This is a genomic window from Mycolicibacterium tusciae (genome assembly GCF_002086795.1).
Lineage (GTDB): Bacteria > Actinomycetota > Actinomycetes > Mycobacteriales > Mycobacteriaceae > Mycobacterium > Mycobacterium tusciae.
In genome coordinates this window covers 96,427-109,882 of sequence record NZ_MVIM01000010.1, presented here as the reverse complement: position 1 = coordinate 109,882, position 13,456 = coordinate 96,427, and the positions used below count along the sequence as shown (strand labels likewise).

The 13,456-nt window shown below is 65.8% G+C and carries 18 protein-coding genes; 7 read left to right on the top strand and 11 right to left on the bottom strand.

The features are described 5' to 3' along the window. Positions 1-47 precede the first annotated feature (47 nt). Genes BST47_RS19115 through BST47_RS19105 form a run of 3 tightly spaced genes read right to left on the bottom strand, consistent with a single transcriptional unit; the run spans position 48 to position 2,101 of the window. A complete protein-coding gene (locus tag BST47_RS19115) occupies positions 48-533 on the bottom strand; it encodes an NUDIX hydrolase (RefSeq protein ID WP_207568641.1) in 486 nt (161 codons plus the stop codon). 29 nt (positions 534-562) lie between these two features. Further along, positions 563-754: a hypothetical protein gene (locus tag BST47_RS19110; RefSeq protein WP_083127215.1), complete on the bottom strand. Its 192-nt coding sequence runs from the start codon at positions 752-754 to the stop codon at positions 563-565. Between the two features lie 33 nt (positions 755-787). After that, entirely contained in the window at positions 788-2,101 is a 1,314-nt protein-coding gene (locus tag BST47_RS19105; protein ID WP_083127214.1) for an NAD(P)/FAD-dependent oxidoreductase, read from the bottom strand. A gap of 110 nt (positions 2,102-2,211) precedes the next feature. Here BST47_RS19105 and BST47_RS19100 point away from each other — a divergent pair, with 110 nt between their 5' ends. From BST47_RS19100 to BST47_RS19085, 4 genes are all read left to right on the top strand, one after another. Beyond that, positions 2,212-3,018 (top strand): hypothetical protein, encoded by an 807-nt coding sequence (locus BST47_RS19100; RefSeq protein ID WP_083127283.1) that lies wholly within the window; start codon positions 2,212-2,214, stop codon positions 3,016-3,018. 142 nt (positions 3,019-3,160) lie between these two features. Then, positions 3,161-3,469: a hypothetical protein gene (locus tag BST47_RS19095; protein WP_083127213.1), complete on the top strand. Its 309-nt coding sequence runs from the start codon at positions 3,161-3,163 to the stop codon at positions 3,467-3,469. A gap of 67 nt (positions 3,470-3,536) precedes the next feature. Then, a complete protein-coding gene (locus BST47_RS19090) occupies positions 3,537-4,484 on the top strand; it encodes an ankyrin repeat domain-containing protein (protein WP_083127212.1) in 948 nt (315 codons plus the stop codon). Positions 4,485-4,493: 9 nt separating this feature from the next. Further along, complete coding sequence (locus BST47_RS19085) at positions 4,494-5,264, top strand: SGNH/GDSL hydrolase family protein (RefSeq protein ID WP_083127211.1); 771 nt, start codon at positions 4,494-4,496, stop codon at positions 5,262-5,264. A gap of 21 nt (positions 5,265-5,285) precedes the next feature. Here the strand turns inward: BST47_RS19085 and BST47_RS19080 are convergent, their stop codons facing one another. From BST47_RS19080 to BST47_RS19075, 3 genes are all read right to left on the bottom strand, one after another. Continuing rightward, positions 5,286-5,867: a hypothetical protein gene (locus BST47_RS19080; protein WP_234809778.1), complete on the bottom strand. Its 582-nt coding sequence runs from the start codon at positions 5,865-5,867 to the stop codon at positions 5,286-5,288. Between the two features lie 61 nt (positions 5,868-5,928). Then, positions 5,929-6,105, bottom strand: a complete 177-nt coding sequence (locus tag BST47_RS30770) for a hypothetical protein (protein WP_165799825.1) — start codon at positions 6,103-6,105, stop codon at positions 5,929-5,931. A 75-nt stretch (positions 6,106-6,180) separates the two neighbouring features. Beyond that, positions 6,181-6,999, bottom strand: coding sequence for a nuclear transport factor 2 family protein (locus BST47_RS19075; protein ID WP_083127210.1), 819 nt, complete (start codon positions 6,997-6,999; stop codon positions 6,181-6,183). 105 nt (positions 7,000-7,104) lie between these two features. On the opposite strand from BST47_RS19075, the gene BST47_RS19070 reads away from it, so the two are divergent. Beyond that, positions 7,105-7,530 (top strand): Rv0313 family protein, encoded by a 426-nt coding sequence (locus tag BST47_RS19070; RefSeq protein WP_083127209.1) that lies wholly within the window; start codon positions 7,105-7,107, stop codon positions 7,528-7,530. Here the strand turns inward: BST47_RS19070 and BST47_RS19065 are convergent. Next, positions 7,527-7,970: an SRPBCC family protein gene (locus BST47_RS19065; RefSeq protein ID WP_083127208.1), complete on the bottom strand. Its 444-nt coding sequence runs from the start codon at positions 7,968-7,970 to the stop codon at positions 7,527-7,529. The two genes, BST47_RS19070 and BST47_RS19065, sit on opposite strands and share 4 nt — an antisense overlap. A 108-nt stretch (positions 7,971-8,078) precedes the next feature. Between BST47_RS19065 and BST47_RS19060 the strand changes: the two genes are divergently transcribed. Continuing rightward, complete coding sequence (locus BST47_RS19060; protein WP_083127207.1) at positions 8,079-9,212, top strand: aromatic ring-hydroxylating oxygenase subunit alpha; 1,134 nt, start codon at positions 8,079-8,081, stop codon at positions 9,210-9,212. Here BST47_RS19060 and BST47_RS19055 read toward each other — a convergent pair. Then, positions 9,205-10,530: a lipocalin-like domain-containing protein gene (locus BST47_RS19055; protein ID WP_234809777.1), complete on the bottom strand. Its 1,326-nt coding sequence runs from the start codon at positions 10,528-10,530 to the stop codon at positions 9,205-9,207. The two genes, BST47_RS19060 and BST47_RS19055, sit on opposite strands and share 8 nt — an antisense overlap. Positions 10,531-10,594: 64 nt before the next feature. Here BST47_RS19055 and BST47_RS19050 point away from each other — a divergent pair, with 64 nt between their 5' ends. Next, the gene (locus tag BST47_RS19050; RefSeq protein WP_083127205.1) at positions 10,595-12,052 is read left to right on the top strand and encodes an aldehyde dehydrogenase; all 1,458 of its coding nucleotides are present in this window, start codon (positions 10,595-10,597) and stop codon (positions 12,050-12,052) included. Here the strand turns inward: BST47_RS19050 and BST47_RS19045 are convergent. Genes BST47_RS19045 through BST47_RS19035 form a run of 3 tightly spaced genes read right to left on the bottom strand, consistent with a single transcriptional unit; the run spans position 12,049 to position 13,450 of the window. Beyond that, positions 12,049-12,513 carry a MaoC/PaaZ C-terminal domain-containing protein gene (locus tag BST47_RS19045; RefSeq protein WP_083127204.1) on the bottom strand — a complete coding sequence of 155 codons (465 nt, stop codon included), beginning with the start codon at positions 12,511-12,513 and terminating at the stop codon, positions 12,049-12,051. The genes BST47_RS19050 and BST47_RS19045 overlap by 4 nt on opposite strands. Then, positions 12,510-12,983, bottom strand: coding sequence for an FAS1-like dehydratase domain-containing protein (locus tag BST47_RS19040; RefSeq protein ID WP_083127281.1), 474 nt, complete (start codon positions 12,981-12,983; stop codon positions 12,510-12,512). Before BST47_RS19040 ends, BST47_RS19045 begins: the two co-directional genes overlap by 4 nt. A 53-nt stretch (positions 12,984-13,036) precedes the next feature. Then, positions 13,037-13,450 (bottom strand): nuclear transport factor 2 family protein, encoded by a 414-nt coding sequence (locus BST47_RS19035; RefSeq protein WP_083127203.1) that lies wholly within the window; start codon positions 13,448-13,450, stop codon positions 13,037-13,039. Positions 13,451-13,456 lie beyond the last annotated feature (6 nt).

Genomic DNA, 13,456 nt, shown 5'->3' with positions numbered 1-13,456 from the left:
GACGCCGGCCGGGTGGCGAATTCACGGCCGTGCGTTGACCATCAACGCTATCGAGACGCGGCCGGTTCGTCGCCTTCGAGCACCGAAACCAGACGGTCGAGCAGCGGCCGCTGACCCTTCAGCAGCTTCGACCGAGCCTGCGCCACGGGAAACCAACCCACCCGGTCGATTTCGGGAAACTCCCTGATCTTGCCCGAACCCTTTGGCCACTCCAGTTCAAAGGTGTTGGAGAACGTGCCTTCGAGCTCGAGGTCGCCGCGGACGGCGAACGCGGTGATCACCTTGCCGCTGGGCTGTCTCACCGGTTCGAAGTCGATGCGCGGGCCTTCGGGTGCCCGCTTGCCCAGCTCCTCGGAGAACTCCCGCTGTGCGACCGCCCACGGGTCTTCGTCCTCGGTGTACTCCCCCTTCGGTATCGACCACGCACCATCGTCCTTGTGCACCCAGAAGGGCCCACCGGGATGGCCGATCAGCACTTCGAGTTCACCGTCGACGACGCGGTAGAGCAGCAGCCCCGCACTGAGTTTGGGCACCGCTCAAGCCTAGTGAGTACTCGCGCCAGTCAGTATTTGCGGTCACCCTCGCTGCTGTCGAAGAACGCCCAGTCACCGTCATCGGACTTGACCTCCATGCGCCATCCGAGTTCCGGCTCGGCCTTCTGGTCGACGAACCACGCGTGTGCGTCGTCGGCGCTCTCGATGTCCTTCGTGTCGACAACGTCACCCTTGGGGTTCAAAACGCGATATGTAGCCATACCGGTTAACGTTCCCGCTCCGGGCGATTCCAATCAGTCCGGTTTGGGCATCGGGATGCCCTCGCTGGTGGAGAACCGCGCATCCTCCTGCGTCGAGAGCCCGAAGGACACGACGGACCTGTCGAAGAACACATCCGTCAGATATGCCAGCGATACCGCCCACCGATTGACAGATCGCGGGATCGCGTAGATGTGGTACACGCGGGTCACCACCTTGGCCGGGAAGCCGGACAACTGCACGTTGAGTGGGTTGGCGACGGCGTAGCGCGGTCCGAGGTCGACCACAAGGCCCATGTTTCGATGCTTGTATGGCTTGGCTTTCCCATAGCCCAGACTCGCTGCCACGTTGCGGGCCAACGCTTTTCCCTGCCGAGTGGCATGTTGCGCGGTCGGCGGGGTGATCTTGCCCGGCTGCGTGACGTCCGGGACCGCTGCCGCATCGCCCGCCCCGAACACGTCGGGGTGGCCGGGAACCTGCAGCTCGGTGGTGACTTTCAGACGACCATGTTCGGTCGGCAGCCCGAGCTTCTCGATCAACGGCGCACCGGTGACTCCTGTCACCCATGCGACGGTGTGGGTGCGGATCAGCGAGTCATCACTGAGCACAACGTGTTCGGCGTGGACTTCGGAGAGCGTGACACCGAGCCGCACGTCGATGCCGCGCGCTTTGAGCACCCGCTGCGCCGCCGCGCCGAGCTTCTCGCCCACTTCGGGCATGACCTGCTCGGCCAGGTCCAGCAGGACGAACTTCACCGCGGACGGGTCGAACCCCATCTGTTTCGCGGCCGAATCGGCAAGAGCTCGCAGCTGTACGGCCAGCTCGGTACCCGAGTACGACGCGCCGACCACCACGACCGTCCGTCGCGCCTCGGCCCGGCCGGCGTCGTCGTCGACGTCGGCCAGTTCCAGTTGTTCCAGCACGTGGTCGCGCAGATACAGCGCCTCTGCCGTCGACTTGAGACCGCGCGCGTGCTCGGCCAGCCCCGGGATGTCGAACAGCCGGGTGACCGAGCCCGGCGTCAGCACCAACCGGTCCCACGCCAGGCTGCGCACGCGCTCCTCGGGGTCGGTGTACGTCACCGTCCGTCCCTCGAAGTCGACTTCGTCGACCCTGCCCCGGATCGCCTGCACGCCGCGCAGCGCGTTGGCGAGCGGTATGGCGACGAAGCGGGCATCGACGAGTCCACCTGCCACATCCGGCAGCAGTGGCGTGTAGAGCATGTAATCGACGGGCGAGATGATCGTGATGTCGACCGAGGCCCCGGTTTGTCTACGCATCTTTCGCGCCAGCTGACGCGCGCATTCGAAGCCGGTGAATCCACTGCCGACTATCACCACTGAAGTCATCGGTTCCCACCTTACGGAACGAGGTCACGGCCCCCTAGTCCCCTGTTGCCGATCATGATTCACCCCGCGTCCCCTTCGTTTCGCGGCACGGATAGCGGATGCTGGATGACATGACGGGTCCCCTACGCCGCTTCGATCCGTTCCGGCCGATCGACATGCTGACGTCACTGTGGTCGTCGGCCGCGACGGGCCCGGTCAGCAGCGGCGCGGCGATGGCGTACCGGACGCTGTTCACGACGGTGCGCAGGCTGGTGGTGGGCCGCCGGCTCGCCCTGCGACTCGACGACGGTGTGCTCACGGTGACGGTCACGGAATTCGACTCCCGGCTCGACGTACGCGGCCTCGCCGTGGGACAACTCAACGACGTCCGCATCGCTGTGCGTGACATCCGCTGGGGGGACCAGACGTTCCACAATGCGACGGCGGTGTTGCACAACGTGCACATGCGGCCGACCGCGCCGCCGGTCATGGTGGCCGCTCCTGTCGACCTGACGCTGGAGGTGCCCACGTCGGCCCTGCACGATCTGTTCCGCTGGGCGGCACCGCGGCTGTCCGGTGAGGTCGGCAGCGACGGCATCGCGCGGCTGCGAATGGCTCGCCGCCCGATGCTGGGACACCTCGAGATCGACGCGCGCCTTGACGGTTCGACCCTATGGCTTCGCCCGCGCGTCCTCGTCGTCCGGCGTTCTCGGGTGGCGCTGCCGGCCAAGACACCGGCCTATCCGGTGCACCTGCCCGAACTGCCGCACGGTTTGCGGCTCACCGGCATCCGCTTCGCCCCCGATGCGGTGTGCCTGTCGGCGTCGGTGTCGGAATGGCAGATGGATATGCCGCGCTCGCGACTCGAGGACATTCTCGGTCAGCTCAGCGTTGCCGGGGTACCACTCAACCTCACGAGATTGACGCGCCTTCTCTAGCTACTCGTCAATATTGTTGACGCATAGGCGATTCTGCCAACCACGGATCAAATTCTGCCAGCGGAATTAAACAGCTGAACTGCCGGTTTAAGCATTCAGAGTTCACCTGAGGAACTCGCAAAGCAAGAAAGAAGGCAGTGTCGTGAACAGGATTGGATTTGCCACCGCAGTCGTCGGCGGGTTCGCCGCCGCGATCATCGGATTGGCGGCTCCGGCCGCAGCCGCACCCAGCGGCTCGGACAATGCAGTACAGACCATCGGGCAACTACGGTCGCAGGGTTACACCGTGATCGTGAATCGCCTCGGCAACAGCCCGCTGGACCAGGCCGAGGTGGTCGCGGTTCGCCCAGGCCAGAGCTACACACACATCAACGCAGGTCAAGCGGTTTACGGTAGCAACACCAACTACTCCACCGTGCAAGACAACATCGTCTACGTCGACGTGAAGTAACCCGTAGACCACCAGGAGGGGCATCCCATCGGGTGCCCCTCCGTCATTTTGCGACAATGCGTCTCTTGTGACCGAAATCGCGCGCTACCGAGAAGGGCCCGTGGAGGTCACGGTTTCGCGCGACGGCGACGATCTGACGTTCGCCTCGGCGTACGAGGATTTCGGCAGAACCATCACCGAAGAACACCGCATCCCGGAGCGCGATTTCATCCTCAAAGGAATGGGACCGTGGCCGTGGTTCGACCTCGGTTCCCGACGCGCCGGCGCGCTGACGGTGCTCGACGCGCTCGGGGCCGGTCGTCCCGCGTGGACCGACCCATTGGCGCGCAGCGACCTGGACCTGTTCGAGCGCGCGCAACGCGGTGACACCGGGGTCATCGAACTCCTGGCGATGGGTGCGGATCCCGACCCCGTCGACCCGTGCGGAGCCACCCCACTGTGGTACTCGCTGCGCTCGCTCGCCTCCGGCATCTCGGTTGCCCTCATCGACGCCGATGCCGATCCCGGCCGCCGTATCGAATTGTCCGCTCGGGGCGACAAATTCACCACGATTCTCCATGAGATCGTGCGATGCGGACGCGCCGTGGCGCTCCACCACGCCCTCGCGCACGGTGTCGATCCGGGCCTCGTCGATTCCGAGGGGGCCACCCCGCTGCACGTGGTCAGCGACTCGGCAGACAACGTCAACCCGGAGATCGTGCGCGCCTTAACGCGTGCGGGCGCGTCGGTCAACGCGCCATTGCCGAGCGGCACGCAGCCGATCGAACTCGCCGCACGCAAGGTTCTTCCCGCCACCGTGGCCGCGATGGTCGAGCTCGGTGCCGATCCGGTGCGCGGCCTGGACGCGCTGCTCGCGTGGTGGGCCGTCGGTGCCGCGTTCAACGCGTACCGGGCCGCCGCCGTCGCCGGCGTGGTCGACCTGCTGCGCGCGGGCGGGGCCGCGGTGTCGCAGCGACACCGTGAACTCGCGGCGCAGGCCGGGGCGTCGGAGGTCGAGGCGGCGCTTCGCCGCTAGAGTTCCGGTGTGCCCGGGTACTCCCGATATGTCGCGATCGGCGACAGCCAAACCGAGGGGCTGTGGGACGGTGATGACGCCAGCGGCCTGGTCGGCTTCGCCGACCGTCTCGCCACGATCCTCGACTCCCATCACCCCGGTGTGACCTACGCCAACCTGGCCATCCGCGGGCGGCGGATCAGGGACCTGCTCGACGATCAGCTGCCCGCGGCGCTGGCGCTGGCTCCTGATCTGATCTCGGTGTGTATCGGGATGAACGACGTGACGCGCCCCGGCCCGTATTTCGGCACTGCGCTCGCCGAGCTGGACGACCTGTACACACAGCTTGCCGCGTCGGGCGCGACCGTCCTGACGACCACGTTCCCGGACATCGCAAAGATCTTGCCGATCGGACGGGTGATCGCCGCACGCGTCCACCAGATCAACGATGATATCCGCAAAGCCGCAGTGCGACATGGGTTTAGACTCGTCGACCTCTACAACGCGCCGTCGATGACGATGCCGGACACGTGGAGTCCGGACCGGGTACACGGCTCGGCCAAGGGGCACGAGCTGTTCGCCGCCGCGGCCGCCGAGGCGCTGGAGCTGCCCGGCAGCAACCACGACTGGGCGCTGGTCGACGGTCCCGTACAGCGTCCGTCGCTGCGGTCGCAAGCGGTGTCACAGATCTTGTGGACGCAGAACATGCTCATGCCTTGGCTCTGGTACCACGTTCGCGGCAAATCGGCCGGCGACGGCCGCGGCCCCAAACGTCCGCGGCTCGAGGGTGTGGCCGCCTAGCGACTACTCACGGCCCATCGGTTAGACCGACCACGCGCCGTCGATGCTGTCCGCGACGTCGATGACCTTCGCCTTCTGCGACGCCGGGCTGTCGATCTCACCCGCGACGTGGGCCGCGATGAACCGCCTGATCTCGGCGTCGATGTTCCCGAGTATCCGAACCAGCTCACCACGCAGCGATTTCGAGGTGACGTGGATGGAGATGTCGGAGGGCCGCGGCTTCTCCACATCGAGGATCAGCAGGAGCGGTTCCACGGCGCGCGCGGTAGCACGCAATGCGATCTCGCCGAACACCATGAACTTCGGCTTGTCGATGCGCAGGTCGACAACCAGGTCGATCTCCAACGGGATACGGATGGCGAACATGATCTTGTCGCCGACATCGCGGGTCAGCCGAGGTTCTTGAACCCTGACCTTGGCCGTCACCTTGGCGACCTTGCCCGGGCCCTGCGCCATCGGACCCATCTCGAATTCGTCGCCGGCGATCGCGGCGATCGCACCGCCGACACGGTCTTCGGTCACGGCGACCTCGAAGAACCGGCGACCGAATTGCTCGTAGGTCATCTCATCGGATGGGGGCATGTCGACGGGCATGGTGCTCATACCGTCTCACGTCCGGCTGTCGCGCAGGGTCCAACGCGACCGAATCGAGACCACACTTGTACTAGCGGCCGCTTTCCCGGCTGCGGGCCTCAGCTCCCGACTCACCTACGTCGAGCGCGTCGTCGGACGCCGTCTGGCCCACATAGGTGCCGTCGTCGTCGCCCTCTTTTCCGGCCCGCGATGCGGCGACGTGGTCGTCGTCGTCGACGTCGGATTCGGACTTCTTGTCGGATTCCATGCCGACCCTCTACCCGGCGCCGACGGGATCAAACGATTGGCCTGTGGTGATCCGCTCAGCGCGCAGGCCACGGGGCTATCCGGACGCCGTGTCGTCTTCGTCGTCTTCGGTGAAGTACCGGATTCTGCGGATGGCGAACGGCTTGGGCGCCACCTCGGCGATGAGCACGTCGCGGCGCCCTTCACGGTCCAGTCCCACGACCACGCTGTATCCCGAGGCGATCATCTTGCGCGGGCGGGCCGTGGCGATGCGCGACAGCAATTCCGCGGTGCTCAGGGGATGATCGTCACCGGCCGTCACCCGTGTCTCCTTGCCGAGCCAACGGCGCACCGCGACCTCGTCGCCCGCGCGTGCGTCGTCGAGGAACTCCTGCACCCGCCGCTTGCCCTGCGTTCCGGTCCCGCGCAGACCTCCCAGGTAGCCGAGCACTCCGACGACACCCTGGTTCACGAGCAGGGCCCTCGACAGTTGCAGACCGGCGGGAAGGCCGCCGACTCCGGCGCGCATGAACTGACCGACCATGGCGAAAAGTTCCCAATAGGCCGACAGCGCAGCAATTTTCAGTCCGCCGCCGGCCTCCTGCACGTCGTAGCGGATGTAGACCGGTACGTGCAACTGCACCGGGCCCATCGCGATGTCGAGATCGCCGTCGCGGAGGACCGTCGAGCCGGTGACGATGTCGGCGTCGGGTCGGTAGGTGATGTGACGGGGGCCGATGAACGTGTCGAAAAAGCGACCGATCGCGCCGAGTCCGCGGTGGGGTTGTGAGCCGACCGGATCCTCGACCCGTCCGTCGGCGGTGAACAGGCCCACCCACTCGTTCTTGTCGCGGGCACCGGCCGCCGCGGGTGACCGCTCGGCGGTCGCCAGCACGTCCGAGCGTGTGAAAGCCATACCGTTGCCTACCACCCGCGTCGGCCCTAGTCGACTACTTCGCCACCTGCAGGCACACTGGGGATACGCCGTGCCGGGAGCGCGCGGGCGTGAGGAGGAACCGCTATGAGCAGGAACGGGCCGTTCGGGATCGACCCCGAGGAGTTCGACCGCGTCGTCCGCGAGGCGGGTGAAGGGCTGCGTGACGCCTTGGACGGTGTGGGCAGGTTCCTCAATACCTCCGGCGAACGCGCAGGTTGGGCCAATCTGGTCGACGAGTTCACCCGCTATTCGCGGCCGAAACGGGAGCCGGAGACCACCGGCGAGACCGGCGACGGCGTATGGGCGATCTACACCGTCGACAGCGACGGCGGTGCCCATATCGAGCAGGTGTATCCGTCCGAGCTCGATGCGCTACGCGCGAACAAGAACAACACCGACCCCACCCGCAAGGTGCGGTTTCTGCCCTACGGCATCGCGGTCAGTGTGCTCGACGCATCCGAATCTGGGCACGCGGATGCTGGCGAGCCGGGCCCGGCGGAGGACGCCTAACCACCGAAGTGCCGGCGGATGCCCGCCAGCATCTTGGTATGCGCCTTGACCGCTTCACGGAGCGTCGTCGCGTGGAGCAGTCGCGGCGCGTCGATCGTCAGGCGCTCGACGAGCCTGGTTCCGATGTCGATGGGTTCGAAGGACACCACGCCGTACAGGCGGACGCGGGGAAACTGGCGGGCCTGAGTGATCACCGGTCCGACTGACGCCACTCTGAGGTGGGCGGTGTAGCTCGTCGGCAGGGTCAACGGACCGAAGGGGATTCGGTCTTTGACGCGGTAACCCTGGCAGTAGCCGTCGACCAGTTCCGTTCGCCCCGTCCTTTGCACCGAGACGACGAGCGGATGGACGGTCTTGATGTTGTCGAGGTCGATGTAGAACGCCCGCACGTCGTCGGGCGGCGCAGGTATGTCCTCGGACAGGATCCGCTCTGCGCGCATGCCCGGACGATACGCGGGGCACATAGCTCACCAGCGATTTTTGACATACCGTCGCTATCATTATAAAAATAGGCAGATGGTCCCCCAGGCGACGACCAAGGAACGGTGATGGACCGCGACCAGCTGATCGATCTCACTCGCCGCGCATTGAAGCTCGCGCGGGACAAGACCACCGACCTGATGCCGACGGAGAGCACCGTCGCCGCCGAGACGTACACGTCGGCAGAGCGCCATGCCCAGGATGTCGCGATGCTGATGGCAAGCCCCCAGCTGGTCGGCTACGTCTCAGAACTCCCCCGGCCCGGCACGTACTGCACCAAGACGGTGATGGGCCGGTCCATCCTGCTGACCCGCGCTGCCGACTCCGTGGTACGCGCGTTCGAGAATGTGTGTCTGCACCGGCAGTCGCGCATCACCGACGGGTGCGGAGCCGCCCGCCGGCTCGCCTGCCCCTATCACTCGTGGAGCTACGATCTCACCGGCAATCTGGTCGGCGTGCCGGGCAAGGAGGGCTTTCCCGAAACATCATCGGGCACATCACGTTTGACCGAGCTACCGGCCGCCGAATGTGCAGGTTTCCTGTGGATCTCGCTGGAGCGCGACACCACACTGGACATTCCGGCGTTCCTCGGACCGCTGGCCGATGAATTGGACTCCTGGGGCGTGGGCCGCTGGTCGCCATTGGGCGAGAAGGTGCTGGACTGCCCGATCAACTGGAAGCTGGCCATCGACACCTTCGCCGAGAACTACCACTTCGCCACGGTGCACAGGACGACGTTCGCGACGATCGCCCGCAGCAACTGCACGGTCTTCGACTCGTTCGGGCCCCATCACCGACTTGTGTTCCCGCTCAACGGTATTCTCGACCTCGACGAGCTCCCCGAGGAACAGTGGGAGCCGCTGCAGGCGATGGTCGTCATCTACGCTTTGCATCCCAACATCGTCATCTCGTGCACCGTGGCCAACGGCGAGCTGTTCCGCGTCTATCCCAGCGATGTGCCGGGCCGTTCGATCACCGTGCACCAGAACTCGACTCCGCTGGATCTGTCGGACGAATCGACGGCCGCGGGCGCGGCGGCGGTATTCGAATACGCGCATTCGACGGTCCGCGACGAGGACTACGCGCTCGTCGCGGGACTGCAGGCCAACCTCGAGTCAGGAGTGCGCGAGCACCTGGTCTTCGGCCGCAATGAGCCTGGTCTGCAGCACCGCCACACGACGTGGGCCGAGGCGATCAGCTAGACAGCGCCACGATCAGGTCGTCGACTAACTCGGTGATCCCGGCTCCCGACGGCAGGATCTCATTGCGCAGGTGTGCCACGGCTTCGTCGCGTCGGCCGTTCTCGACCAGTGTGCGCAGTGTCGTCACGCGCTCCTCGCCCACGGTGCTGGCGAGGACATCGACCAGTTCCCAGTCGCGGTAGAGCGCCAAAGACCTTTCGTAGAAGGCGAACCCGCTCACCGGCTCACCGCGAAACGTCCCGCGATAGTGAAACGGGCCCTCCATGTATTCCAGGGGTAGGCCGTGTCCTGGAGCGGGCACCATCGGCTCACCGGTCAGGTCCAGATCGAGCTTGCGCGACGTCAGTCGGTGCCGGTCCGGCAGATATCTGGCCTTCTCCGGAGGCTTGTACAACGTCCGAACCGCTTCGGGCCAGCGGACGTAGCTCTCGATGGACACCTCGATGTCGTCGGCGAACTCGGGGTCGACGTCGGGCTCCGGTGAGCTCGTGGTGGCGCCCGAAAAGGGTTGCAGTGAATTGCGATCGGTTCGATCGAACTGTCGCCAGATGCTCATGTCCACGCCGTTGTCGAGATTGATCGTGCGCCATTCGTGGGCGCGCCACCGGACATCGCCGTCCGCACCACCGCTGTTGGCGATCAGCGGAAACCACTGCCGGTCGACGTGGCCCGCGGTGCCGCTGACCGGCTCGCTCGATGAACCCCACGTCAGCGTTCCCGTCATCGTGAGGCCCGTCTGGAGATAGGAGTAGGTGTCGGCCTGGCCGAAACATTCGATCCTGCCGCCGAAATCCGCGGCGCCCAGCGGCACCGGCGCCCGCGTCGGGGTCACATTCAGGTCCACCCGCATCTGGGCACCGGCCGCATCGGTGCCGACGAGCGTGACATCGTAGGTGTAGGGCACCAGGCCGCCGTTGTCGTCGCGACAGGTATGCCAGACCGCGCGACCGGCCCCGCTGTCATAGCTGATATCCAGGCACTCGTCGGCGAACGTCATTTTCGCGACGGCGCCGGGTTCCATGTTCCCGGGCGGCATGTCGTAGTCGGTGTACGTGCCGTAGGTGCCTGCGTCGAGATCGAACAGCGCGAACGTGTAGAAGTCGGCGACGATATCCCCGAGCCCAGGCCGGTTCTTGTTGAAGATCGACAGGAACGCGTAACCCCGGCCGCTCTGCCCGGTCAGTTCACCGGCCAGAAACCACGTGTCGGACTCGCACTGCGGGTGGTTGGCCTCAGCAGCCGGGAAATCGAGCTGACGGTCCTCCGGTACCAGCGCGAACGGGTATCGGCGCCAATCGTCTGATTGCGGGTGGTTCACGGGCCCTGCCTTTTTCACTATGTTTATATTAATAGCAACTTTAGGCGGTAGGACAGGCGGCGACATGCGATCCCTCAACTACGACAAGCTCTACATCGGCGGCCGCTGGCTGACACCGTCGACGGGTCAGCGACTGTCCGTGATCTCCCCACACACCGAGCAATCGATCGGCGAGACGCCGGAAGCGGCCCCCGCGGACGTCGACAAGGCGGTCGCCGCCGCCAGAACCGCGTTCGACGAGGGACCGTGGCCCCGGCTCACTGTCGGCGAACGCATGGAGAAGATCGAGAAGCTCGCCGCCATTTACATGGCCGAGACCGACGCGATCGCCGACCTGATCACCGCGGAGATGGGCTCACCCAAGAGCTTCAGCAGGCTGGGGCAGGGCGCCGGCGCTCTCGCCCAGATGCACCTCAACATGGCGACGGCCAAGGAGTTTCCGTGGGTTGAGCGACGCCCGGGATTGTTCGGCGATGTGCACGTACGGCGTGCGCCCGTGGGTGTGGTCGGTGCGATCGTGCCGTGGAACGTGCCGCAGTTCCTGATCATGCCGAAGATGATCCCGGCGCTGATCGCGGGTTGCACGGTCGTGGTCAAGCCGGCACCCGAAACACCTTTGGACGCCATGTGGTTGGCCGAGATGCTGGAGGAGGTCGACCTGCCCGAAGGCGTCGTGTCGATCGTCCCCGGCGGCAGGGAGACCGGGGAGACGCTGGTTCGCCACCCCGGCGTCGACAAGATCTCGTTCACCGGATCGTCGGCGACCGGCAGGCACATCGCCGCGCTGTGCGGTGAACAGCTCAAGCGCGTCAGCCTCGAACTGGGCGGCAAGTCCGCGGCCATCATCCTCGACGACGCCGACATCGAGCACACCGTCAAACACCTCAAGATGGCCAGCCTGATGAACAACGGGCAGGCCTGCGTCGCGCAGACCCGGATTCTGGTGAGCGAGCGCAAGCACGACGAGGTCGTCGACGCGCTCGCCGGCATGATGACCGACCTGCAGGTGGGCGACCCCGCCGACGACGCCACCGACATCGGGCCGCTGGTTGCGCAGCGCCAACAGCAGAAGGTGCAGGGCTACATTCAGGCGGGACTCGATGAGGGTGCGCGAATGATCCTGGGCGGCAAGGACAAACCGTATGACCGCGGCTGGTACGTCCAGCCGACGCTGTTCGCCGACGCGACCAACGACATGACGATCGCGCGGGAGGAGATCTTCGGTCCGGTGTTGACCGTACTGAAGTACCGCGACGAGGCCGACGCCGTGCGGATCGCCAACGACACCGATTACGGCCTGGCCGGCTCCGTCTGGACGGCGGACGTGGCCCGCGGTCTGGAGATCGCAGCGGCAGTCCGGACGGGTACGTACGGCATCAACATGTACACGCTCGACACGACCGCGCCGTTCGGCGGATTCAAGCAGTCGGGGATCGGCCGCGAATTCGGATCCGAGGGACTGTCGGAGTATGTCGAGTTGCAGTCGACGGTGAGCGCGAGCAAGCTGCCCGATCTCGACTAACCACTCCGCGCCGTCGGAGGGCTAGCGATTTCGAGGGTGACCTCTGCCGGGCAGCACAGTTCGTCGCGCTGGTTGTAAACGGCGATCTCGAGGTCGACGAGATGGCGGTGTACGTCACCCGCGGATTCGACGCGCTTGCCCACCACCCGGCCGCGGCCGACCATCGAATCGCCGGCATAGAACGAGCCCAGCAGCGAAACCTTGCGCCGCACCACCCTGCTGTAGGGCCCGGCCCACCCGGTCGCGATCCGATCGACGAAGCCCGCGGTGTGCATCGTGTTGACGAAAATCGTCGGCTGGCCGTGCCGTCGCGCGTAGTCCGGGTCGTAATGGCCGGGAAAGTAATCCCATGTCGCCCCGGGGTTCATCACGACACGCTGATAGTCGATCGGGTCGACGACCTCGGCGAGTTCGGTCGGCACGACGATCTCGTCCCATGTCTGCCCGCCATACGGTGTCACGACGCCACCGCCGGGGTGAACCGGAACAACGTGTTTCGGTTGATGGCGACCAACGCCCCGTCGGCGCGGTGGAACCGGTCGCAGGTCTGCACGAAATGTCCGGTGCCGACACGCGTCGTCTTCTCCGGCGACACCGAGACGACCTCCTCGACGACGTGCAGGCGATCTCCTTCGAGGATGGTCGTGGGAAACTCGACTTCGTTGGACGCGTTGATGAATGTGGTTCCGGGCAGGGGCACGCGGATCGCGATCGACGGCCGCGGTGGCTCGCCGGTCGGCAACCACGGGGGCGGGATCAGCCAGCCCATCAGCAATGCCGGCGGCGCGAGCAGACCGCCCCACACCTCGCGGGCGAACTCGACGTCCCAATAGGCGGGGTTCGGATCATGCACCATCGAGGCGAATTGCTGAATGCGCGCGCCGCTGACCGCCGTCCCGGCATATCTCGGCTCCGTCCGGATGCCGACCATGCGTAGGGCGTCCTCGTAGGTGCCGTACGCGAACTCGTACCGAATGCCGTCGTTCACACGGGTAGCGCACTTTCGTGCGGCACGTGATCCCAATCGAGCTCGCGTGACGTGAAGTACCAGCCGCCGCGCTCGTAGATGAGCCGGTCGGTGAACGTCCCGGAGGCCTGAAGTTGGTTGTCGCGCAGCAGCAATGCCACACATCTCTGGGTCGCGTCGATCCCGTCGACGTTGATCTCGTGGTCGACGGTCACCAGCCGCGCCCCGCCTCCGCCGTCGAACGCCTTACGCAGGTCGGTGAACGGCTCCCCCGCCCGCACATACGTGGCGCCCGCGTGACGGAACGTCGTGATCCAGCCGACGAGATCGCCGTCCGAGTACAGCCGGTTGTGTCGTGCATCCAGGTTGAGGATGGCCGCGCGTCCCGCGAGTCCGTCCATCACGAACTGCTGTTGGTATGTCAACGACATTCTGAT

Bases quoted from the DNA above. Each gene is read 5' to 3' on its own strand.
- BST47_RS19110 (WP_083127215.1), bottom strand. From the start codon at position 754: ATGGCTACATATCGCGTTTTGAACCCCAAGGGTGACGTTGTCGACACG.
- BST47_RS19105 (WP_083127214.1), bottom strand. From the start codon at position 2,101: ATGACTTCAGTGGTGATAGTCGGCAGTGGATTCACCGGCTTCGAATGC.
- BST47_RS19100 (WP_083127283.1), top strand. From the start codon at position 2,212: ATGACGGGTCCCCTACGCCGCTTCGATCCGTTCCGGCCGATCGACATG.
- BST47_RS19080 (WP_234809778.1), bottom strand. From the start codon at position 5,867: ATGAGCACCATGCCCGTCGACATGCCCCCATCCGATGAGATGACCTAC.
- BST47_RS30770 (WP_165799825.1), bottom strand. From the start codon at position 6,105: ATGGAATCCGACAAGAAGTCCGAATCCGACGTCGACGACGACGACCAC.
- BST47_RS19075 (WP_083127210.1), bottom strand. From the start codon at position 6,999: ATGGCTTTCACACGCTCGGACGTGCTGGCGACCGCCGAGCGGTCACCC.
- BST47_RS19070 (WP_083127209.1), top strand. From the start codon at position 7,105: ATGAGCAGGAACGGGCCGTTCGGGATCGACCCCGAGGAGTTCGACCGC.
- BST47_RS19065 (WP_083127208.1), bottom strand. From the start codon at position 7,970: ATGCGCGCAGAGCGGATCCTGTCCGAGGACATACCTGCGCCGCCCGAC.
- BST47_RS19060 (WP_083127207.1), top strand. From the start codon at position 8,079: ATGGACCGCGACCAGCTGATCGATCTCACTCGCCGCGCATTGAAGCTC.
- BST47_RS19050 (WP_083127205.1), top strand. From the start codon at position 10,595: ATGCGATCCCTCAACTACGACAAGCTCTACATCGGCGGCCGCTGGCTG.
- BST47_RS19040 (WP_083127281.1), bottom strand. From the start codon at position 12,983: ATGGTCGGCATCCGGACGGAGCCGAGATATGCCGGGACGGCGGTCAGC.
- BST47_RS19035 (WP_083127203.1), bottom strand. From the start codon at position 13,450: ATGTCGTTGACATACCAACAGCAGTTCGTGATGGACGGACTCGCGGGA.